The sequence below is a fragment of the Aeromonas sp. FDAARGOS 1410 genome (assembly GCF_019048745.1).
Taxonomy (GTDB): domain Bacteria; phylum Pseudomonadota; class Gammaproteobacteria; order Enterobacterales; family Aeromonadaceae; genus Aeromonas; species Aeromonas jandaei.
In genome coordinates, this window is sequence record NZ_CP077401.1 from 2,862,619 (window position 1) to 2,884,345 (window position 21,727).

Consider the following 21,727-nt stretch of genomic DNA (forward strand, 5'->3'; position numbering starts at 1 on the left):
TCCAATGACAACTGGCAAAATGTTGTGCTAGCTTGGCTGCACAACCGAACATACAAGGATGTAAAGATGCTGAAAGTTAACGAATATTTTGACGGAAATGTAAAATCCATCGGTTTTGAGCAAAAAGGCGAGAAATCTACTGTCGGCGTCATGAACATCGGCGAATACCTGTTCAATACCGCCGCCCCCGAGCGGATGACGGTGATCAAGGGGGCCCTCACCATCCAGCTGGCGGATGAAGATGAGTGGCACACCTACAGCCAGGGTGAATCCTTCCTGGTTGCGGGCCACTCCTCCTTCAAGCTGGAGGTGACTACCCCCACCGCTTACCTGTGTGAATTTCTCGACTGATCTGTCCGGCTGAAGGGGCTCATCCCTTCAGCCCTCTCTCCCCCTCCTGCTCTTCATATCTCTACCCATGTCACAGCGCGGCACATCCCCGCTTTTCATCCATGGCAAAAATCCTAGAATAAACAGACATAAACCATCACCGGAGTGGTGTCATGATCAGTGTGTTTGACCTTTTCTCTATCGGTATCGGCCCCTCCTCTTCCCATACAGTAGGTCCCATGCGCGCCTCTTATGCCTTTGTGCAGCAGCTCAAGCTCCATGGTCATCTTCCTCATACTGCGCGAGTCGAAGTGGAGTGTTACGGCTCGCTGGGCCAGACCGGCAAGGGACACGGTACCGGCAAGGCGATCATTCTGGGGCTGTCGGGCTTTGAACCGGAGTCGGTCGATATCGATGCCATCCCCGCCATTCTGGCGCTAGTGGAAAAGGAGCAGAGCCTGCAGCTGGCAGGCGAACAGCCAAGCCATTTTCCCCGCACCGGTGCCATCATCTTCAACCGCCGTAAAACCCTGCCGGCCCACACCAACGGCATGACTCTGCGCGCCTTTGATAAAGAGGAAAACCTGCGCCTCAGCCAGACCTACTACTCGATTGGCGGCGGCTTCATCATTGAAGAGAGCCACTTCGCAACCGCCAAGGAGGAAGCAGCCAGAACGGATAGCGAACACCCGATCCCCTACCCGTTCGAGAGCGGCGCCCAACTGCTGGCACACTGTCAGGAGAGCGGTCTCTCTATCTCCGGCATCATTCTGGCCAACGAGCGTGTCTTTCGCAGCGACGAGCAGATAAAGAGCGGTCTTCGCAAGATCTGGCAGGCGATGCAGGGTTGCGTCGAGCGGGGCTGCAAGAGCGAAGGGGTTCTGCCGGGCGGGCTCAAGGTACGGCGCCGCGCCCCGGGGCTATTTCGCCAACTCAGCTGCGAGACCAACTTCAACAAGGATCCCCTGATGGTGATGGAGTGGGTCGATCTGTTTGCGCTGGCCGTCAACGAAGAGAATGCGGCAGGCGGACGAGTAGTCACCGCCCCCACCAACGGCGCCTCCGGCATCATTCCGGCGGTGCTTCACTACTATGATCGCTTCGTCCACAAGGTCGATGATGACGAGCTGGTGCGCTTTTTCCTCACTGCGGCAGCGATCGGCATCTTATATAAGAAGAATGCCTCCCTGTCGGGAGCGGAAGTGGGCTGTCAGGGTGAAGTGGGCGTGGCCTGCTCCATGGCGGCCGGCGCGCTGACCGAACTCTTGGGTGGCAGTCCGGCCATGGTAGAGAACGCCGCCGAGATCGGCATGGAGCACAATCTCGGGCTCACCTGCGATCCCATTGGCGGGCTGGTACAGGTGCCCTGCATCGAGCGCAACGCCATGGGCGCAGTGAAAGCGATCAATGCCGCCCGTCTCGCCCTGCGCGGCACCGGCGAGCACAAGGTGTCGCTCGACAAGGTGATCAAAACCATGTGGGAGACCGGCAACGACATGAAGACCAAGTACAAGGAGACGGCTCGAGGCGGCCTCGCCGTTAACATTACCGAATGTTAAAAAACGGCAATTGACTCCATTTGGTTCCGAAATGCCCGGCATCGCCGGGTATTTTTATGGGCAAACGCTTAACAAAATGGATAAGCACCAAAATAAATTTTATACTCGCACCTCAAACTCAACAAAAATAGATCTATTTCAACTTTTTTTAGGTCGCGAGCCGTTACACTACGGTTATCTGGTTCAGTGACCTGCGCAAACCAGCGCGTTCCATGGATCTCCCAAATTTCTGTGAGTGGGCATGCCGCCCCCTTCTACCCTGAGGTAATAGTGACATGATCAGCGTTTTTGATATCTTCAAAATCGGTGTAGGCCCCTCTTCTTCCCACACTGTTGGCCCGATGAAAGCAGCCAAACAGTTTGTTGACGAACTGCGTGCAGGCGGCAAGATCCGCGATATCACCCGCATCAATGTCGATGTCTACGGCTCCCTCTCCTGGACCGGTAAAGGCCACCACACCGACACCGCCATCATCATGGGCCTGGCCGGCAACCTGCCGGAGAACGTCGATATCGATGCCATTCCTGAATTTATCTCCCGCGTAGAACAGACCGAGCGCCTGCCGATCGGCCTGCACTGCCACACCGTCAGCTTCCCGCGCGATGCCATGGTATTCCACGACGAAGCCCTGCCGCTGCACGAAAACGGCATGAAGCTGACTGCGCTGATCGAAGATGAAGTGGTCTACAGCAAGACCTACTACTCCATTGGTGGCGGTTTCATCGTTGACGAAGAGAACTTCGGCAAGGCTGACAGCGGCGACATGTCCGTACGTTACCCGTTCAAGAGCGCCGCCGAGCTGGTTGCCCACTGCAGCCAGACCGGTCTCTCCATCTCTGCACTGATGATGGAGAACGAGAAGTGCTTCAACACTCCGGAAGAGATCTACAAGAAGTTCGGCAAGATCTGGAACACCATGCGTGAAGGTATCGAGCGCGGCTGCCGTACCGAAGGCGTTCTCTCCGGCCCGTTGCGCGTGCCCCGTCGTGCGGCTCCGCTCTACCGCCAGCTCAACACCAACGAGAACCTTTCGAGCGACCCGATGAACATCGTTGACTGGGTCAACATGTTCGCTCTGGCCGTGAGTGAAGAGAACGCTGCCGGTGGCCGCGTGGTCACCGCCCCGACCAACGGCGCTGCCGGTATCATCCCGGCCGTACTGGCCTACTACGACAAGTTCATCCAGCCGGTTGGCCGCGACGAGTACACCCGTTTCTATCTGGCTGCCGGTGCCGTCGGCATCCTCTACAAAATGAACGCCTCCATCTCCGGCGCCGAAGTGGGCTGCCAGGGTGAAGTGGGTGTCTCCTGCTCCATGGCTGCTGCCGGCCTGACCGAGCTGATGGGCGGTAGCCCGGAGCACGTCTGCGAAGCCGCGGAAATCGGTATGGAGCACAACCTGGGTCTGACCTGTGACCCGGTTGCCGGCCAGGTTCAGGTGCCCTGCATCGAGCGTAACGCCATCGCAGCCATGAAGGCGGTCAACGCCTCCCGTATGGCCCTGCGTCGTACCTCCAAGCCGCGCGTCTCGCTGGACAAGGTGATCGACACCATGTACGTCACCGGCAAGGACATGGACTCCAAGTACCGTGAAACCTCCCGTGGCGGTCTGGCCATCAAGGTGATGCAGGTTGCCTGCGACTAAGCAGCCACTGGCATGACGACAAAAGGCGGGTTATCCCGCCTTTTTCTTTTTACCGGTTCCGGCACTTCGTCACTGGAAGAGTGGATAACAAAAAGGATGGCCTTGCGGGCCATCCTTTTTTATCTGCGCTATCCAGCCAATTACGGCACCAGGGCCGCACGCCGGATCAGGAGGAGAGTTTGCCATCCAGTTCGGCAATCTTGGCAGACCAGTAGGCCGGGCCGGTTTCGTGGATATTGTTGCCTTCGGAATCGACCGCTACGGTCACCGGCATATCTTCCACTTCAAACTCGTAGATTGCTTCCATGCCGAGATCAGCAAATGCCACCACGCGGGCTTTCTTGATCGCCTTGGCCACCAGATAGGCGGCGCCACCAACAGCCATCAGATAAACAGCCTTGTGCTGCTTGATGCTCTCGACGGTTTTCGGGCCGCGCTCGGATTTGCCGATCATGCCGATCAGGCCGGTTTCACCCAGCATCATATCGGTGAACTTGTCCATCCGGGTGGAGGTGGTGGGACCTGCCGGACCGACCACTTCGTCACGCACCGCATCGACCGGGCCAACGTAATAGATAAAGCGGTTGGTGAAATCGACCCCTTCCGGCAGCCCTTCGCCGCGGGCCAGCATATCGGCGATACGCTTGTGGGCAGCATCGCGGCCGGTGAGGATCTTGCCGGAGAGCAGCACGGTATCACCGCTCTTCCAGCTGGCCAGCTCGGCCTTGGTGATGCCGTCGACGTTGACGCGGCGCACGTTGCCACCCGCTTCACGGGTGATCTCCGGCCAGTCGCTCAATTTCGGCGGCGTCAGCTCGGCGGGGCCTGAACCATCGAGTTCAAAGTGAACGTGACGGGTCGCGGCGCAGTTGGGGATCATCACCACCGGCTTGGAGGCAGCGTGAGTCGGCGCAGATTTCACCTTCACATCCAGCACGGTAGTCAGGCCACCCAAACCCTGGGCACCGATCCCCAGCTTGTTGACCTTGTCGTAGAGCTCGACGCGCAGCTTCTCTTCAGTGGTTTGCGGGCCACGGGCCATCAACTCCTGAATGTCGATGTGCTCCATCAGTGCCTCTTTGGCCAGCACGGCGGCCTTCTCGGCAGTACCGCCGATGCCGATGCCGAGCATGCCGGGCGGGCACCAGCCCGCGCCCATGGTCGGCACGGTTTTCAGCACCCACTCGATGATATCATCGGAGGGATTGAGCATGACCATCTTGGATTTGTTCTCTGAACCACCGCCCTTGGCGGCGATGCTCACCTCGACCTTGTCGCCCGGGATCATGTCGATATGGACGACCGCAGGAGCGTTGTCTTTGGTGTTTTTGCGGCTGCCAGCCGGGTCGGCCAGCACCGAGGCGCGCAGCGGGTTGTCCGGATTGGTGTAGGCACGGCGGGTACCTTCATCCACCATCTCCTGCACTGTCATGTCGCTGTCCCACTGCACCTGCATGCCGATCTTCACAAAGCAGGTGACGATGCCGGTATCCTGGCAGAGCGGACGGTGGCCTTCGGCAGACATGCGGGAGTTGATCAGGATCTGGGCCAGCGCATCCTTGGCTGCGGGGTTGGCTTCCCGATCATAAGCAGCTTTGGCGGCCTGGACAAAATCCAGCGGGTGGTAATAGGAGATGTACTGGAGGGCATCTGCGATGGAATCGATAAAATCCTGTTTTTTTATAATGCTCATATCATCCTCACTGGTCCTTGCGTCGCACGGGTGCGATGAACAAGGGCTTCCATATGATGGCTGTGTAGAGGCGCAAACCAAACACTATCGGTCAGCAAAAAACCTGAAGCACAGCAGTTTTTTCTTTAGTCACCGACACCTATGATACGCTTGCCCACCAGCACCGACTAGGGTTCGGGAATCAAACTGTTGCCTGTGTAACATAAAATGACGCCATCACTGCATATCCATTATCCAGATCATCACACTCCTCTCCACGCGCTATTTGCACGGCTACAACATCAGCCGTGGGCCATGCTGCTGGAGTCAGCCGGGCCACTTGGTGTCGACAATGGCTTCGACATCATCACCGCCGATCCGCTGGCCACTCTTCAAACCTGCGGCCAACTCACCACGGTGCGCAGCAGTAATGTAGAAAAAGAGCATCATGGCGACCCCCTCACCCTGTTGGCCGAACTACAGCAGCAACTGCTTGGCCAACCGGCCGCGCATGACAGCAAGCTGCCCTTTATAGGTGGGGCGCTCGGGCTGTTTGGCTACGATCTGGGCCGCCACTTTGAACAGCTGCCAAGTCAGGCTGCCGCCGATATCAAGGTGCCCGACATGGCGGTGGGGATCTATGACTGGGCGCTGCTGCGCAGCGTCGAGACCGGCGCTTGGCAACTGGTGCACTGGGGAGATGAAGCGGGTCTTGCCAGACGTATCGGCTGGCTCGAGCAGCAAGTTGCCGAACCGGCACCACCTTTCCACCTGCAAGGCAGCTGGCAAAGCAACATGAGCCGGGAAGCTTATGGCGAGAAGTTTGCCCGCATTCAGGAGTACCTCGCAGCTGGGGATTGCTACCAGATCAACCTGACCCAGCGCTTCAGTGCCCCCTACCAGGGCGATGAGTGGCAGGCTTACTGCACACTGGCGGCGGCCAACAAGGCGCCGTTCTCTGCCTTTTTGCGCTTGCCGGACAGCGCCATTTTAAGCCTCTCCCCCGAGCGTTTCTTGCTGCTCGATGGTCGCCATATCGAGACCAAGCCCATCAAGGGCACCCGCCCGCGTCATCCTGATCCTGTCATCGATCGGGAGATAGCCGAAGAGCTGTCACAGGCGGACAAGGACAGATCAGAGAATCTGATGATCGTTGATCTGCTGCGCAATGATATCGGGCGGGTGAGCAGGCCAGGGTCGGTCAGCGTCCCTCACCTCTTTGCGGTAGAGTCCTTTCCGGCAGTGCACCATCTGGTCTCCACCATTCATGGCGAGCTCGATAGCCGCTGGCAAGGAGTAGATCTGCTGCGCGCCTGTTTCCCGGGCGGCTCCATCACCGGTGCGCCCAAGATCCGCGCCATGGAGATTATCGAGGAGCTGGAGCCCCAGCGACGCAACGCCTACTGCGGCAGCATCGGCTACCTCAGCCAGCATGGCCGGATGGACACCAGCATCTGCATTCGCACCCTGATTGCCGAAGCGGGCCGTCTGCACTGCTGGGCCGGTGGTGGCATCATCGCCGACTCCGACGCCGACAGCGAATATCAGGAGACCTATGACAAGGTCGCCCGCATTCTGCCCCTGCTCACCGCACTGTGAGCCAGAGCCCCGGATAAACTGCCACGGAACCACGTTACGCCATGGATCGCCACGAACTGCTGACCCGCTTCTCCCTGCAACGACCGGCGCCCGCCCATCGCCTTGCCATCGCCGGCCTCAGCCCGGCGGCGGTGCTGGTGCCTGTCGTGGAGCGCCACGATGGCCTTCACCTGCTGCTCACCCGCCGCAGCACCCGGTTGCGTCATCATGCCGGGCAAATAAGCTTTCCGGGCGGGCGCCAGGACCCCGATGATCAGGATCTCATCGCCACCGCGCTGCGGGAGACCAGAGAGGAGCTCGGCATCCCCTCTCATCTCGTGCAGGTGATCGGCACCCTCAATCCGCTCAATACCATCTCGCGCTTCGAGGTACTGCCGGTACTGGCTCTGCTCGATGCCGACTACCCCCTCGAATTGAGTGCAGATGAGGTGGAGCATGCCTTTGAGGTACCGTTAAACCACCTGCTCGATCGCCGCAATCATATCGCCCTCACCTTTGTTCGGGCGGGCAAACAGCACACCGTCTACTGGATCCCCTGGCAACAGCACTACATCTGGGGTGCCACAGCCAGCATGATCTGTCAGCTGGCCCAGCACCTCGAGAAATAACAATTTGACAACTTTTAGTGGGGGGGAATTTAATCATTAACATTAAACTAACGTGTCAAATGATAAACAAAAATTGATTTTTTACTGTTTTGATCACGTTTCTATAAGAAACTCGGGGTTTTCGTCTGTTAAAGATGAATTTGATCAACATTTTTGATTAAAAAAACCGTATCCTTGCCGCCGACTTAATAAGAACCACAATTCGGGGTGAGATAGATGTCAAATACTGTCACTGGCGCACAGGATGTCGCGACCATAAAGAAGCAAGGAACAAGCTTCGTCCAGAGTAAAGGCTGGACAAAACAAGATTCAACCTGGGTTATCAGCCTGTTTGGTACTGCTGTTGGCGCAGGCATCCTGTTCCTGCCGATCAACGCAGGCATGGGCGGCTTCTGGCCACTGGTGGTGATGGCGCTGCTGGTTGGCCCGATGACCTACCTTGCTCACCGTGGTCTGGCCCGTTTCGTTCTCTCCTCCAAAAAGCCCAATGCGGATATCACTGAAGTGGTAGAAGAGCACTTTGGTGCCGGTGCAGGCAAGCTGATCACCCTGCTCTACTTCTTCGCGATCTACCCCATCGTGCTGATCTACGGCGTGGGTATCACCAACACCGTGGAAAGCTTCATGGTCAACCAGCTGCAGATGAGTGCACCGCCGCGCTGGATCCTCTCCATCGTGCTGATCATGGGCATGATGTCCGTGATGCTGGCAGGCGAGAAGTTGATGCTGAAAGTGACCGAAGTGCTGGTCTACCCGCTGATCGCCATCCTGGCCGGTATCTCCCTCTACCTGATCCCGGACTGGACTGGCGCCGCTCTGGAGCAAGTGCCTTCTGCCAAGGATTTCGCCGTCACTCTGTGGCTGACCATCCCGGTACTGGTGTTCTCCTTCAACCACAGCCCGGCCATTTCCAGCTTCTCGCTGGCCCAGCGCCGCGACCACGGTGATCAGGCCGTCGAGAAAGCCGATGCCATCCTCAAGCGTACCGCCATGGTGCTGCTGGGCTTCGTGATGTTCTTCGTCTTCTCCTGCGTGATGAGCCTGACACCGGCTCAGCTGGCTGAAGCCAAAGCCCAGAACATCGCCGTGCTCTCCTATCTGGCCAACCAGCATGCGAGCCCCATCATCTCCTACTTCGGTCCGCTGGTTGCGTTCGTCGCCATCGTCTCCTCCTTCTTCGGCCACTATCTGGGTGCCCGTGAAGGTCTAAAAGGGATGATCGTCCAGAACATGCGCAAATCTGGCAAAGAGCCGAACGCCAAGAAAGTCGAGATGTTCATCATCGCCTTCTTCATCCTGACCCTGTGGGGCACTGCCATTGCCAACCCCTCCATCCTGGGCATGATCGAATCGCTGGGCGGCCCCATCATCGCGACCATCCTGTTCATCATGCCGATGTACGCCATCAAGCGCGTACCGGCCATGGCGAAGTATCAGGGTCACATCAGCAACGTCTTCGTGACCGTGATGGGCCTGACTGCCATCTCCGCCATCCTCTATCAGCTGGTCGGTTAATCCCGCCTCCGATAGTCAAAAACCAGCCGGCAACGGCTGGTTTTTTTATTGCGTCATTCTGCGCTCTTCTCTGGAAATCCCAGCTCCTTTACTCAGTTTCCCCGGTTAACCAAGCTCCCTGCACTACTGCATATCTGTGCCATCACAGCCCTCCTCTCATATCATGAGAACCCGTTTTTATCTCGCCCTGTGGGGTAAACACATCCCCACCCGTCACTACGCAACAGCCTTCTGACTGTCTGCCTATCTATTTGCCAAGCCCCCGCATAGTTGGGCAATACCCACGAAACCAGGCAAAATCGAGGCAATAAAAAGCGCCCTCCTAAGAGGGCGCCAAAAAGCCGCATTAACCAGCGAAGCAGCAATCAGGCCTCGCTGCTGGGCAGCGCGGCAGGTTCCAGCAGGGTTTCATCTTCGGCCATGCAGGCCGCTGCGGTGAAGAGCACGTCGGTGGAGCTGTTAAGTGCAGTCTCGGCAGAATCCTGCAGTACGCCGATGATAAAGCCGACGGCTACCACTTGCATGGCGATATCGTTGCCGATACCAAACAGGCTGCATGCCAGCGGGATCAGCAGCAGGGAGCCACCGGCTACACCGGACGCGCCACAGGCACTGATGGTGGCGACCACGGAGAGCAGCACAGCCGTTGCCAGATCAACTTCCATCCCCAGGGTATGCACCGCCGCCATGGAGAGCACTGTAATGGTGATGGCTGCACCCGCCATGTTGATGGTGGCGCCCAGCGGAATGGAGACCGCATAGGTATCCTCCGGCAGACGCAGCTTTTCACACAGCGCCATGTTGACCGGGATATTGGCCGCAGAGCTGCGGGTAAAGAAGGCGGTTACACCACTCTCTTTCAGGCAAGTCAGCACCAGCGGATAGGGGTTGCGCTTGAGCTTCCAGAACACGATCAGCGGGTTGACCACGAAGGCGATAAAGAGCATGGAACCGATCAGCACCATCAGCAGCTGGGCATAACCAAACAGAGCGTCAAAGCCGGTTTCCGCGAGGGTGGAAGCGACCAGACCCAGGATCCCGAGCGGCGCACAGCGGATCACCGCTTTCACGATGGCCGAGACGCCGTGGGACAAATCGGTGATCAGCGCCTTGGTGCTCTCGTTGGCGTGGCGCATGGCGATGCCCAGACCAATGGCCCACGCCAGAATACCAATATAGTTGGCATCCATCAGCGCCTTCACCGGGTTGGTTACCACGTTGAACAGCAGGGTCTGCAACACTTCGGTGATGCCGCCCGGTGGCGTGATCTCGGCCGTATTGGCTACCAGATGCAGATCGGAGGGGAAGAGGAAGCTGGCAATCACCGCGACCACGGCCGCAGAGAAGGTGCCAAACAGATAGAGCAGCAAAATGGGTCGCATGTTGGTCTTCTGACCCTGCTTGTGACCAATGATGGCAGCCATAACCAGTACAAATACCAGCAGCGGAGCCACCGCTTTCAGTGCGCCCACAAACAGACTGCCAAGCAGACCTGCCGTTTTGGCCCACTCGGGGGCAAACATCGCCAGCAAGATACCGAAAACCAGACCAACCAGGATCTGGCTGACCAGACTGGTGCTATTGACCAGCCGAAGGAGGGGGTGTTGTTGTGTCATCAAAAAAGTCCCTAGGCACCGTAGTGCTCGATTCATGAGTCCTGTCTGCAACCCTCCCATCAGCATGATTCCGTTCTGACGGGTTGCCTGCGGCCAGCCTTCTGTCGGGCCGATCCGCCGGTCACCGGATTGCATGACGGAATATCCCATTCACCACCGCTTTTTTCCAGAGACCTACCAAAAAATATCCAGTATCCGGCACAAATAACCGCAACAAAAACACAACAACAGAGTAACCATTCATTTTTGTTCGTTTTATCAACACATGGGCAGATAGCCAACTGTGGTATCATCCGCCATTTGCTGCGGAGCCTTGCCATGATCCCCTCCCTTCTGACCCGACACTTCGGTTTCTCCAGTCTCCGGCCTGGCCAGGAGGCGGTCATCAACCGGATCGTGGCTGGCCAGAGTGCCATTGCCATCTTCCCCACCGGCTCTGGCAAATCCCTCTGCTATCAGTTGCCCGCCCTTGCCCTGCCCCACCTGACGCTGGTGATCTCGCCCCTGATTGCGTTGATGCACGATCAGCTCGCCTTCCTTAAAAGCAAGGGGATCAGCGCAGCCACTCTCGACTCGAGCCAGAGTCCGGAAGAGAGCCGACAGGTGATGCAACAGGCGCTGGCTGGCCAGCTCAAGATCCTGATGATCTCGGTGGAACGGCTCAAGAACGAGCGCTTTCGTCGCTTCATCCAGCAGGTGCCACTCTCGCTGCTGGTCGTCGATGAGGCGCACTGTATCTCGGAGTGGGGCCACAACTTTCGCCCCGACTACCTCAAACTACCGGACTACCGCCAAGAGTTGCAGATCCCGCAGGTGTTGCTGCTGACAGCCACCGCGACTCCAGCCGTTATTGGCGACATGCAAGCCAAGTTCACCATTGAGCCGCAAGGGGTGGTCGTCACCGGCTTCTACCGGCCCAACCTCGACTTGTCCGTCATCCCGATGCTGCCGGAGGCTCGCAGCGAATGGCTCTGTCAGACGCTGGCGCAATCTCAAGGGGCGCCGACCATCGTTTATGTCACCCTGCAACATACGGCAGAGGAGTGCGCCGAGGTGCTGGTCAGACGGAGGATCAACGCCCGTGCCTACCATGCCGGTCTCGATGCGGCGCTGCGCAGCCAGATCCAGCTCGACTTCATGAGCGGCAAGGTGGATTGCATCGTCGCCACCATCGCATTTGGCATGGGGATAGACAAAGCAGATATCCGCCAGGTGATCCACTATGACCTGCCCAAGTCCATCGAGAACTACAGCCAGGAGATTGGCCGCGCCGGGCGCGATGGCCAACCATCACGCTGCATCGTGCTGGCCAACCAGAGTCAGCTGCCGGTGCTGGAGAACTTTGTCTATGGCGATACGCCCGATCTGAACGCCATTGTTCAACTCCTCGGCCAGATCCGCCAAAGCGGACCCGAGTGGGAGTTCACCCTGCTGCGCCTCTCGAACGATACCAATATCCGCCAATTGCCGCTTAAAACCCTGCTGGTCTATCTGGAGATGGCGGGCATCATCACCCCGGCCTACAGCTACTACGCTGACTACCGTTTCAAATTCGTGCTGGAGAAGCGCGACATTCTTGCCCGCTTCAACCCGGAACGACGTCAGTTTCTGGAGCAGCTGTTCGCCTGCGCGCCACTGGCACGCAGCTGGTGCACCATGGATTTCGATGCCCTCTGGCAGAGTTACCAAGGAGAGCGGCAACGCGCGGTCGCAGCCCTCGACTACCTGCAGCAACAAGGCTGGATCGAGCTTGAGAGCAAGCAGATGACCGAGGTCTACCGGATAAACCGCCATGACTGGGAACCCGCTGCGCAGGCCAGCGCACTGCACGCTCTATTCCTGCAAAAAGAGCAGAGCGAGCTGGCCAGACTGCAAGCCATGCTCGACTTTTTCACCTCGGATGAGTGCCTGAGCCACCGCCTCGCCCGCTATTTCGCAGATGAAGCAGCTCCGACCTATTGTGGTCACTGCTCGGTTTGTCGTGGCCAGGTTGCTGTACTGCCTCCCCTGCCCCTGCAGACTATGCCAAATGATGCAGGGATCCGCGCCTGGTGCGAGCCACTCATCGCCAAGGCTGGCTCACAGGACGCACGCATGCTCACCCGCTTTCTGTGCGGCATCGCCATGCCGCTCACCAGCAAAATCAAGGCAAGATCGTTGGCCGGCTTCGGCCAGCTGGCACAACATCCATTTGCTGACGTGCTGCTGGCGGTCGAGCAAGCCTACACCTGACCATTCGTACACCTCTTACATCCCGCAACGGCTCACACACGCTGAAAAAAGAAGACCCTCGCTATTGCGAGGGTCAAGCCAACGGAAACGTGCTTAAACAGAGCTTGGTGAGATCACGATACACTCTCTTGCTAAAGCGTCTCGCTGCTCACACATGGCCAATCTAGGGCAGCAAGAATGTAGCGTCAATGTAAAAATTAGAGTTAAAAATCTAATCCATTGAATTTACGTTGACGTGAACGTAATGATATTTTTATCCATATCTGCGCAAACCAACCTCTGCCTCATCTTTTACTGTTCACCTTTCAGGCAACACCGGTAGTTTCCACTTTCCAATAAACATTTATTTTTTATGTCTTTGACATTTACCTCACTATCGTGGCAAAAATAATTTAACAGTCAGTAACATAGGTGTGTTGTTGACTGACCCTCCCGCACAAGGATCGGGCAGGTTTCCTCCGCATTTAACCAATCGACCTTGATGGATTACTGGGGGCTGTTGACTAGGCTTAACATTGCAAACAACACAAAAGCAGTCATCCAACTTTTTCAGGGCAAGCGACTATAACGAGGGCAAAGTTATGGGCATCTTCGAGCACTACCAACAGCGATACGAAAAGGCAAGGGAAGAGGAGTACACCATCCAGGAGTTTCTGGATATGTGCAAGCAGGACAAAGCCTGCTACGCCTCTGCGGCCGAACGTCTGCTGACCGCCATCGGTGAACCTGAGATGGTAGACACCTCTGCCAACCCCAGACTGAGCCGGCTTTTCTCCAACCGCGTCGTGGCACGCTATCCGGCATTCAAAGATTTCTACGGTATGGAAGAGGCGATCGAGCAGATTGTCTCCTACCTCAAACACTCCGCCCAGGGGCTGGAGGAGAAGAAACAGATCCTCTATCTGTTGGGCCCTGTTGGCGGCGGTAAATCCTCGCTGGCAGAAAAACTCAAATCCCTGATGCAGAAGGTGCCTATCTATCGCATCAAGGGCTCACCGGTCAACGATCACCCCTTCTGTCTGTTTGACATCGAAGAGGATGGCGAAATCCTGGAAAAAGAGTACGGCATTCCGCGCCGTTATCTGCGCCCCATCATGTCCCCCTGGGTTGCCAAACGTCTGCACGAGTTTGGTGGCGACATCACCAAGTTCAAGGTGGAGAAGGTCAACCCTTCCATCCTCGATCAAATCGCCATCGCCAAGACTGAACCCGGTGATGACAACAACCAGGACATCTCCTCACTGGTCGGCAAGGTCGATATCCGCATGCTGGAGCACTTCGCCCAGGATGACGCCGATGCCTACTCCTACTCCGGTGCACTGTGTAAAGCAAACCAGGGTGTGATGGAGTTTGTGGAGATGTTCAAAGCGCCCATCAAGGTGCTGCACCCGCTGCTTACTGCAACTCAGGAGGGGAACTACAACGGTACAGAAGGGCTCTCAGCCCTCCCCTTTGACGGCATCTTGCTGGCTCACTCCAACGAATCCGAGTGGCAGCAGTTCCGCAACAACAAGAACAACGAGGCCTTCCTCGACCGGGTCTACATCGTCAAGGTGCCTTACTGCCTGCGCGTCTCCGAAGAAGTGAAGATCTACGAGAAGCTGCTGGTCAACAGCGAGCTGACCGAGGCCAAGTGCGCCCCGGGTACCCTCGAGTTGCTGGGCCAGTTCTCGGTGCTGTCACGGCTGAAAGAACCCGAAAACTCCAGCATCTACTCCAAGATGCGGGTCTATGATGGCGAAAGCCTCAAAGACACCGATCCAAAGGCGAAGAGCTATCAGGAGTATCGCGACTACGCCGGTGTGGACGAGGGGATGAATGGTCTCTCTACCCGCTTTGCGTTCAAGATCCTCTCACGCGTCTTCAACTTCGACCACGCGGAAGTGGCCGCCAACCCGGTGCACCTCTTCTATGTGCTGGAGCAGCAGATCGAGCGCGAGCAGTTCCCGCAAGAGCTGCACGATCGCTACCTTGAGTTCATCAAGGGTTATCTGACCCCGCGCTATGTGGAGTTCATCGGCAAGGAGATTCAGACCGCTTATCTCGAGTCCTACTCCGAGTACGGCCAAAACATCTTCGATCGCTACGTCACCTACGCCGACTTCTGGATCCAGGATCAGGAGTACCGTGACCCCGAAACCGGCCAACTGTTTGACAGAGCGTCCCTCAACAGCGAGCTGGAGAAGATTGAAAAACCCGCCGGGATCAGCAACCCGAAAGATTTCCGTAACGAAATCGTCAACTTCGTGCTGCGTGCCCGGGCTAACAATGCAGGCCGTAACCCCAACTGGACCAGTTACGAGAAGCTGCGCACCGTGATCGAGAAGAAGATGTTCTCCAACACGGAAGAGCTGCTGCCGGTTATCTCCTTCAACAGCAAAACCTCGGCCGAGGAGCAGAAGAAGCACGATAACTTTGTCGAACGGATGATGGAGAAAGGCTACACCCGCAAACAGGTGCGACTGCTCTCCGAATGGTATCTCAGGGTACGCAAGTCATCCTGACCCTGACTGTTCAAGGGGGAGTTATGGCGCATTTTATCGACCGCAGGCTCAACGGCAAAAACAAAAGCGCTGTCAATCGGCAGCGCTTCATCCGCCGTTACAAGAAGCAGATAAAACAAGCGGTCTCTGATGCTGTCTCCAAGCGCAGCATTCAGGACGTAGACAAGGGCGAGAGCATCAGCATCCCGACCAAGGACATCGGCGAGCCCCATTTTCATCAGGGGCAAGGCGGTAAACGGGAGATGGTGCATCCCGGCAATGATCAATTCGTCTCCGGCGACAAGATTGACCGCCCCAAAGGAGGGGGCGGCGGACAGGGTTCTGGCGAGGGGCAGGCATCCAATCAGGGGGAAGGAGCCGATGATTTCGTGTTCCAAATCTCCAAGGATGAGTATCTCGATCTGCTGTTTGAAGATCTGGAGCTGCCCAGGCTGCAGAAAACCCAGCTCAATCAGCTGATGGAAGTCAAAACCTATCGGGCGGGCTACACCTCCAACGGGGTGCCCGCCAATATCAACGTGGTGCGTTCCCTGCAAAACTCGCTGGCACGGCGTATGGCGTTGCAAGCTGGCAAAAAGCGCCAGTTGCATGAACTGGAAGAGCGACTGGCTCTGCTGGCCGCCGATCCCAACGAACACTTTGCCGAAATTGCCCAGCTCGAGAAGGAGATCCGCGAGCTGAAACGGCGTATCGATGCGGTGCCATTTATCGACACCTTTGATCTCAAGTTCAACAACTTCGTCAAACGGCCCATCCCTTCCAGTCAGGCGGTGATGTTCTGTCTGATGGACGTCTCGGGCTCCATGGATCAGGCCACCAAGGAGATGGCCAAGCGTTTCTATATCCTGCTCTATCTGTTCCTGAGCCGGACCTACAAGAACGTAGAGGTGGTCTATATCCGCCACCACACCCAGGCCAAGGAGGTGGACGAGCACGAGTTCTTCTACTCCCAGGAGACTGGCGGTACCATCGTCTCCAGTGCGCTCAAGATGATGAATGACATCATCAACGAGCGTTACCCGGCCAACCAGTGGAATATCTATGCGGCGCAGGCGTCGGATGGTGACAACTGGGCAGATGATTCACCGCAATGCCGGGAAATTCTGGCGCGGGACATCATGCCAAGGGTGCGCTACTACTCCTACATCGAAATCACCACCCGTGCCCACCAGACCCTGTGGCACGAGTATGAATCAGTGGCCAGCCAGTTCCCCCACTTTGCGATGGAGCATATTCGCAAGGTTGAGGATATCTATCCGGTATTCCGGGAGCTGTTCAAGAAGCAAGCGGCGTGAGGAGGTCACATGATCGAAACTGAAAAACGTGTAGCGCCACTGGATGATGGGCCTGACTGGAACTTCGATCTGCTGGAGACCTATCACCAGGAGATCGCCCGGGTCGCCCGTTTCTACAAGCTGGATACCTACCCCAACCAGATCGAGGTGATCACCGCCGAGCAGATGATGGATGCCTACTCCAGCGTCGGCATGCCCATCGGCTATCAGCACTGGTCGTTCGGCAAGCGCTTTATCCATACCGAGCGCAACTACAAACGCGGCCAAATGGGACTGGCCTACGAGATCGTCATCAACTCGGATCCCTGCATCGCCTACCTGATGGAGGAGAACACCATGCCGATGCAGGCACTGGTGATGGCCCACGCCTGCTACGGTCACAACTCCTTCTTCAAGAACAACTACCTGTTCAAGGCCTGGACCGATGCCTCCTCCATCATCGACTACCTGCTGTTCGCCAAGAACTACATCACCCAGTGTGAAGAGAAGCACGGTATAGAAGCGGTGGAGCAGTTGCTCGACTCCTGCCATGCCCTGATGAACTTCGGGGTCGATCGCTACAAGCGTCCCCAGAAGATCTCGATGGCCGAGGAGAAACGGCGTCAGAAGGCGCGGGAAGACTATCTGCAGACTCAGGTCAACGAGCTGTGGCGTACCCTGCCCAAGCAGCATAAAGCTGCTGGGGTGGAAGATAGACGCTACCCTGCCGAACCTCAGGAGAACATTCTCTATTTCATCGAGAAGAATGCCCCCTTGCTGGAGCCCTGGCAGCGCGAGATAGTGCGCATCGTGCGCAAGATCAGTCAGTATTTCTATCCGCAAAAGCAGACCCAAGTGATGAACGAGGGGTGGGCCACCTTCTGGCACTACACCATCCTCAATCACCTCTATGACGAGGGCAAGCTGAGCGATCGCTTCATGATGGAGGTGCTGCACAGCCACACCAATGTGGTCTATCAACCGGCTTACAACAGTCGTTACTACTCGGGGATCAACCCCTATGCGCTGGGGTTTGCCATGTTTACCGACCTGCGCCGCATCTGCGAGAACCCGACTGAGGAGGACAGATACTGGTTCCCCGACTATGCCGGCAGCAACTGGGTGGATACACTGCATTTTGCCATGCAGAACTTCAAGGACGAGAGCTTTATCAGCCAGTTCCTGAGTCCCAAGGTGATGCGCGACATGAAGCTGTTCGCCATTGATGACGACGATCTGAAGAACTATCTGAAGGTCTCCGCCATTCACAATGACGAAGGCTATCGTCAGGTGCGCAATACCCTGTCAGCCCAGTACAACCTGAGCAATCTGGAGCCCAATATTCAGGTCTACAATGTGGCAGTAAAAGGGGATCGTTCCCTTACCCTGCGCTATGTCCCCCACAACCGCATACCCCTTGGCGACTCACGCCATGAGGTGCTCAAACACCTGCATCAGCTGTGGGGATTCGACGTGGTGCTGGAGCAGGATAACGGTGATCTGCCTGCAGATATCATCGGCCGCTGCCCGGAGCGTAAGCCGGGTATCTGAACCATGCAACCTCGCAAATGGCCCACTTCGGTGGGCCATTTTTTCGGCCTTCGCCTCTGCCTGCATCATCGCAGCACCACCTGAATAACCCGTACACACCACAACATAGAAAGAGGCCCGCATGGTGTGCGGGCCTCTTTGGCTTGCGATCAATCTGCAGCGGTTATCAGTAGAAGGTTTGCAGCTCCGCGGCCATCGCCTTGAGACGGGCACAGGGAGCGAACCGATCACCATGGCGCTTCTGGTAATACTCCAGACGGCCAACCAGATGGTCAATACCGAGCTTGTCCATATAGCGGAACGGGCCACCGAGGAAGGGCGGGAAACCGATACCGAAGATGGCACCGATATCGCCGTCACGGGCCGATGCCACCACGCCACTGTCAAGGGTCATGGCCGCTTCATTGAGCATCAGCAGCACACAACGCTCGGCAATCTCCTGTTTGGCAAGTTTGGCCACCGGCTTGATCCCCAGCACATTGTAGACGCTCTCATCCACCTTCTTCTTACCTTTGGCTGCCTTGCCATAGAGGTAGAAGCCCTTGCCGTTCTTGCGCCCCTTGCGATCGTTTTGCAGCAGCTTGTCGAACGCCTTGGGTGCCTGGAACTGCTCGCCACCCAGCTCTTTTTCGAGGATGGGGGAGATCTTGGCCCCCACATCGATGCCCACTTCGTCGAGCAATGTGATGGGACCAACCGGGAAACCGAAGTCGAGCAACGCGCTATCCAGCACCTCTACCGGCTCCCCTTCCAGCACCAGACGTGCTGCTTCGTTCATGTAGGGAGCGAGGATGCGGTTGACGTAGAAACCGGCTTCGTCCTTCACCACGATAGGCGTTTTGCCCTGTGCGCGGGCAAAGGCCAGAGTGGTGGCGACCGTCTCGGCACTGGTGCCGGCGTGGGGGATGATCTCAGCCAGCGGCATCTTGTCGACCGGACTGAAGTAGTGCAACCCGATAACCCGCTCGGGGTGGCTCGCCACTGAAGCTATCTGGTTGATGGGCAGTGACGATGTATTGGAGGCAAACACTGTGTGTTCACCACACTCACGCTCCACATCCTTCACCATCTGGTGTTTGAGATTGAGATCTTCAAACACCGCCTCCACCACCATGTCGACCCGGTGGAAACCGGAGTAGTCCAGAGTACCGGTCAGCAAGCTCATCTGCTTCTCAAGCTCACTGCGCAGGATATGACGGCGCTTGAGTTTCTTGGCCAGAATGTCGTAGCTGTAGCGCATGGCATTGCCGATCCCGGCGCTTGCCACATCCTTGATCCGCACCGGTACGCCCGCCTTGGTGGCGGTGACGAATGCGATGCCGCCCCCCATCAGACCACCACCCAGCACGGCCGCGTGACCCACCTTGCGCGGCTCGGCCCCCTGATAGGTGACCTCTTTCTTCATTTCCGTGGTGGCAAAGAAGATAGAACGCAGGGCAGCAGACTCGACCGTCATAACCAGCTCGCCGAAGTGGCGGGACTCGGCGGCGAGGCCAGCCTGCATCCCCTCCTCCACACCGATGCGCACCACGTCCAGGATCCGCTCCGGCGCGGGGTAGTTACCACGCGTCTTGCTCATCACCCCTTTGCGTGCCTGATCGAACAGCACCTTGCGGCCAAGCTTGTTGGTCTCCAGCAGCTTGCCCTGCAGATCCCGCTTCAACTCGTGGCGGGGCTTGCCCTTCTTGGCCAACTTGATGGCGGCATCCAGCAGGATCGAAGGCGGTACCACATCGTCCACCAGCCCCAACTTTTTGGCCTGCTTGGCGCGCACCTGCTTGCCGGTCAGCATCAGATCAAGCGCCTTGGCCACCCCGATAAGGCGCGGCAGGCGCTGGGTACCACCGGATCCTGGCAGCAGACCAAGTTGTACCTCGGGCAGACCCAGCACGGTTTTGCCGTGATCGGTCACAACTCTGCCATGACAGGCCAGCGCCAGCTCCAACCCGCCGCCGAGGCAAGGGCCGTGAATAGCGGCGATCACCGGGATGGTCAATGACTCGATCTCGGCAAAGATAACCTGCCCTTCCCGCGACAGGGTCTCGGCATCCTTGGCACTGGCGCAGGCGGCCAGCATGGTGATGTCGGCTCCGGCGATGAAGGAATCCTTCTTGCCGGAGGTGATCACCAGACCGATCAAATCCTTGTTGCGTTTCACCTCGGCCAGCACGGTGCGGATCTCCTCCACAAAGGCGGCTTTCAGGGTATTCATGCTCTCGCCCGGCACATCCATGGTGAGAATGCCAATGCCATCATGGCGAACATCCAGGGAAAAAGTCTTAGCGCTCATTATTCAACCTCCAACACCATAGCCACGCCCAATCCACCCGCCGCACAGGCGGTGTTGAGTCCCAATCCCCCACCACGACGACGCAGCTCATGCAGGGTCTGGGTGATCATCCGCGCACCGGTCGCGGCAAAGGGGTGGCCATAGGCCAGCGAACCACCGAGGACGTTGAACTTCTCCATGTCCACCTCGCCGATGGCCTGATCGCGGCCCAGCTTGTCACGGGCAAACTCGTGGCTTGCAAACATCTTGAGGTTGGCCAAGGTCTGGGCGGCAAAGGCTTCGTGCATGTCGATCAAGGTGAGATCGCTGAGCGTGATGCCGGCTCTGTCCAGCGCCAGCGGCGTGGCATAGGAGGGGCCCATCAGCATGTCCTGCCACACATCGATGGCCGAAAAAGCGAAGCTGCGGATATAGCCAAGCGGCTCGAGACCCAGCTCTTTGGCTCGCCCTTCCCGCATCAGCAGCACGGCAGCGGCGCCGTCGGTAAGCGGGGTGGCATTGGCGGCAGTCACTGTGCCATGAATCCGATCAAAGACCGGCTTGAGCTTGGCGTAGCTCGCCAGATCGGAGCTTTCACGGATATTGTTGTCCCGCTCGAGCGGCGACTTGTAGGGCGGTACATGGGTGGTAAACACCTCGCCGCTGAGCTTGCCCTCGGCCCATGCTTGCGCAGCCAGGGTATGGGAGCGGTGCGCCAGCGCATCTTGCGCTTCGCGGCTGATCTGGTGGCTCTTGGCCATCTGCTCGGCGGTCTGCCCCATGGAGAGGCCGGTGGAATATTCCGCCACCGCAGGCGGCACCGGCAGCAGATCCTTGACCCGCAGCTGACGCAGAATATTGAAACGCTGCTGCAGATTGCGTGCCTTGTTGAGATCCACCAGAGCGCGAGCCAGCTTCTTACTCACTCCGATAGGCAGCACGGAAGAGGAGTCAGCACCACCGGCAATAGCGATATCTACCGTACCGGCCATGATGGATTCGGTGACGTTGGCCACCGCCTGAAAACTGGTGGCGCAGGCACGAGAGACGCTATAGGCATCGGTGTTGACGCTCATGCCGGTGCCGAGCACGATTTCACGGGCAATGTTGGGGGCTTCCGGCATCTGAACCACCTGGCCAAACACCAGCTGGTCAATAAGCTTGGGGTCGAGATCGGTGCGGGCGAGCATCTCGCTCACCACCAGCTTGCCGAGATCCACCGCAGGGACGCCATGATAGGCGGTCGCCTGCTTGGCGAATGGGGTGCGCAGCCCCGCCACGACGGCAATCCGTTCGCCCTGGCGAGTCGTCAGTTTCAATGGCTGTTTCATCCTGGCTCCTTGGGTTTATAA

The 21,727-nt window shown here is 57.6% G+C and carries 14 protein-coding genes; 10 read left to right on the top strand and 4 right to left on the bottom strand.

All coding sequences use genetic code 11. The features are described 5' to 3' along the window. The first annotated feature begins 66 nt into the window (after positions 1 to 66). The 3 genes from I6L40_RS13300 (at position 67) to I6L40_RS13310 (ending at position 3,535) form a co-directional block, all read left to right on the top strand. Positions 67 to 351, top strand: coding sequence for a pyrimidine/purine nucleoside phosphorylase (locus tag I6L40_RS13300; RefSeq protein ID WP_043850878.1), 285 nt, complete (start codon positions 67 to 69; stop codon positions 349 to 351). A 152-nt stretch (positions 352 to 503) separates the two neighbouring features. Further along, positions 504 to 1,889 (top strand): L-serine ammonia-lyase, encoded by a 1,386-nt coding sequence (locus tag I6L40_RS13305; RefSeq protein WP_071910271.1) that lies wholly within the window; start codon positions 504 to 506, stop codon positions 1,887 to 1,889. Positions 1,890 to 2,164: 275 nt separating this feature from the next. Further along, positions 2,165 to 3,535, top strand: a complete 1,371-nt coding sequence (locus tag I6L40_RS13310) for an L-serine ammonia-lyase (RefSeq protein WP_041207648.1) — start codon at positions 2,165 to 2,167, stop codon at positions 3,533 to 3,535. Between the two features lie 166 nt (positions 3,536 to 3,701). Here I6L40_RS13310 and I6L40_RS13315 read toward each other — a convergent pair whose 3' ends face one another. Next, the gene (locus tag I6L40_RS13315) at positions 3,702 to 5,228 is read right to left on the bottom strand and encodes a fumarate hydratase (protein ID WP_216994392.1); all 1,527 of its coding nucleotides are present in this window, start codon (positions 5,226 to 5,228) and stop codon (positions 3,702 to 3,704) included. A gap of 294 nt (positions 5,229 to 5,522) precedes the next feature. On the opposite strand from I6L40_RS13315, the gene pabB reads away from it, so the two are divergent. The 3 genes from pabB (at position 5,523) to I6L40_RS13330 (ending at position 8,929) form a co-directional block, all read left to right on the top strand. Continuing rightward, entirely contained in the window at positions 5,523 to 6,806 is a 1,284-nt protein-coding gene (pabB, locus tag I6L40_RS13320) for an aminodeoxychorismate synthase component I (protein WP_239693784.1), read from the top strand. Between the two features lie 41 nt (positions 6,807 to 6,847). Then, the gene (locus I6L40_RS13325) at positions 6,848 to 7,414 is read left to right on the top strand and encodes a CoA pyrophosphatase (RefSeq protein ID WP_071910295.1); all 567 of its coding nucleotides are present in this window, start codon (positions 6,848 to 6,850) and stop codon (positions 7,412 to 7,414) included. A gap of 216 nt (positions 7,415 to 7,630) precedes the next feature. Continuing rightward, positions 7,631 to 8,929 (top strand): serine/threonine transporter, encoded by a 1,299-nt coding sequence (locus I6L40_RS13330; protein ID WP_216994393.1) that lies wholly within the window; start codon positions 7,631 to 7,633, stop codon positions 8,927 to 8,929. A gap of 365 nt (positions 8,930 to 9,294) precedes the next feature. Here I6L40_RS13330 and sstT read toward each other — a convergent pair whose 3' ends face one another. Beyond that, complete coding sequence (sstT, locus tag I6L40_RS13335) at positions 9,295 to 10,545, bottom strand: serine/threonine transporter SstT (protein WP_071910297.1); 1,251 nt, start codon at positions 10,543 to 10,545, stop codon at positions 9,295 to 9,297. A 318-nt stretch (positions 10,546 to 10,863) separates the two neighbouring features. Between sstT and I6L40_RS13340 the strand changes: the two genes are divergently transcribed. The 4 genes from I6L40_RS13340 (at position 10,864) to I6L40_RS13355 (ending at position 18,106) form a co-directional block, all read left to right on the top strand. Continuing rightward, complete coding sequence (locus I6L40_RS13340) at positions 10,864 to 12,777, top strand: ATP-dependent DNA helicase RecQ (RefSeq protein WP_071910299.1); 1,914 nt, start codon at positions 10,864 to 10,866, stop codon at positions 12,775 to 12,777. A gap of 581 nt (positions 12,778 to 13,358) precedes the next feature. After that, positions 13,359 to 15,281, top strand: coding sequence for a PrkA family serine protein kinase (locus I6L40_RS13345; RefSeq protein ID WP_033113275.1), 1,923 nt, complete (start codon positions 13,359 to 13,361; stop codon positions 15,279 to 15,281). Between the two features lie 23 nt (positions 15,282 to 15,304). Beyond that, positions 15,305 to 16,576 carry a YeaH/YhbH family protein gene (locus tag I6L40_RS13350; RefSeq protein ID WP_071910301.1) on the top strand — a complete coding sequence of 424 codons (1,272 nt, stop codon included), beginning with the start codon at positions 15,305 to 15,307 and terminating at the stop codon, positions 16,574 to 16,576. A gap of 9 nt (positions 16,577 to 16,585) precedes the next feature. Further along, positions 16,586 to 18,106: a SpoVR family protein gene (locus tag I6L40_RS13355; protein WP_041207641.1), complete on the top strand. Its 1,521-nt coding sequence runs from the start codon at positions 16,586 to 16,588 to the stop codon at positions 18,104 to 18,106. 166 nt (positions 18,107 to 18,272) lie between these two features. On the opposite strand, the gene fadJ is transcribed toward I6L40_RS13355, so the two are convergent. Together fadJ and fadI are read right to left on the bottom strand one after the other, a co-directional pair. Next, positions 18,273 to 20,396, bottom strand: coding sequence for a fatty acid oxidation complex subunit alpha FadJ (gene fadJ, locus I6L40_RS13360; protein ID WP_071910303.1), 2,124 nt, complete (start codon positions 20,394 to 20,396; stop codon positions 18,273 to 18,275). Further along, positions 20,396 to 21,706 carry an acetyl-CoA C-acyltransferase FadI gene (fadI, locus tag I6L40_RS13365; protein WP_071910305.1) on the bottom strand — a complete coding sequence of 437 codons (1,311 nt, stop codon included), beginning with the start codon at positions 21,704 to 21,706 and terminating at the stop codon, positions 20,396 to 20,398. The genes fadJ and fadI overlap by 1 nt, the downstream gene beginning before the upstream one ends. Between the last annotated feature and the right edge of the window lie 21 nt (positions 21,707 to 21,727).

Excerpts from the sequence above, each read along its gene's own strand:
- pabB (WP_239693784.1), top strand. The coding sequence starts at position 5,523 with ATGCTGCTGGAGTCAGCCGGGCCACTTGGTGTCGACAATGGCTTCGAC.
- I6L40_RS13315 (WP_216994392.1), bottom strand. The coding sequence starts at position 5,228 with ATGAGCATTATAAAAAAACAGGATTTTATCGATTCCATCGCAGATGCC.
- sstT (WP_071910297.1), bottom strand. The coding sequence starts at position 10,545 with ATGACACAACAACACCCCCTCCTTCGGCTGGTCAATAGCACCAGTCTG.
- I6L40_RS13340 (WP_071910299.1), top strand. The coding sequence starts at position 10,864 with ATGATCCCCTCCCTTCTGACCCGACACTTCGGTTTCTCCAGTCTCCGG.
- I6L40_RS13300 (WP_043850878.1), top strand. The coding sequence starts at position 67 with ATGCTGAAAGTTAACGAATATTTTGACGGAAATGTAAAATCCATCGGT.
- I6L40_RS13345 (WP_033113275.1), top strand. The coding sequence starts at position 13,359 with ATGGGCATCTTCGAGCACTACCAACAGCGATACGAAAAGGCAAGGGAA.
- I6L40_RS13310 (WP_041207648.1), top strand. The coding sequence starts at position 2,165 with ATGATCAGCGTTTTTGATATCTTCAAAATCGGTGTAGGCCCCTCTTCT.
- I6L40_RS13330 (WP_216994393.1), top strand. The coding sequence starts at position 7,631 with ATGTCAAATACTGTCACTGGCGCACAGGATGTCGCGACCATAAAGAAG.
- I6L40_RS13305 (WP_071910271.1), top strand. The coding sequence starts at position 504 with ATGATCAGTGTGTTTGACCTTTTCTCTATCGGTATCGGCCCCTCCTCT.
- I6L40_RS13325 (WP_071910295.1), top strand. The coding sequence starts at position 6,848 with ATGGATCGCCACGAACTGCTGACCCGCTTCTCCCTGCAACGACCGGCG.
- I6L40_RS13350 (WP_071910301.1), top strand. The coding sequence starts at position 15,305 with ATGGCGCATTTTATCGACCGCAGGCTCAACGGCAAAAACAAAAGCGCT.
- fadI (WP_071910305.1), bottom strand. The coding sequence starts at position 21,706 with ATGAAACAGCCATTGAAACTGACGACTCGCCAGGGCGAACGGATTGCC.
- fadJ (WP_071910303.1), bottom strand. The coding sequence starts at position 20,396 with ATGAGCGCTAAGACTTTTTCCCTGGATGTTCGCCATGATGGCATTGGC.
- I6L40_RS13355 (WP_041207641.1), top strand. The coding sequence starts at position 16,586 with ATGATCGAAACTGAAAAACGTGTAGCGCCACTGGATGATGGGCCTGAC.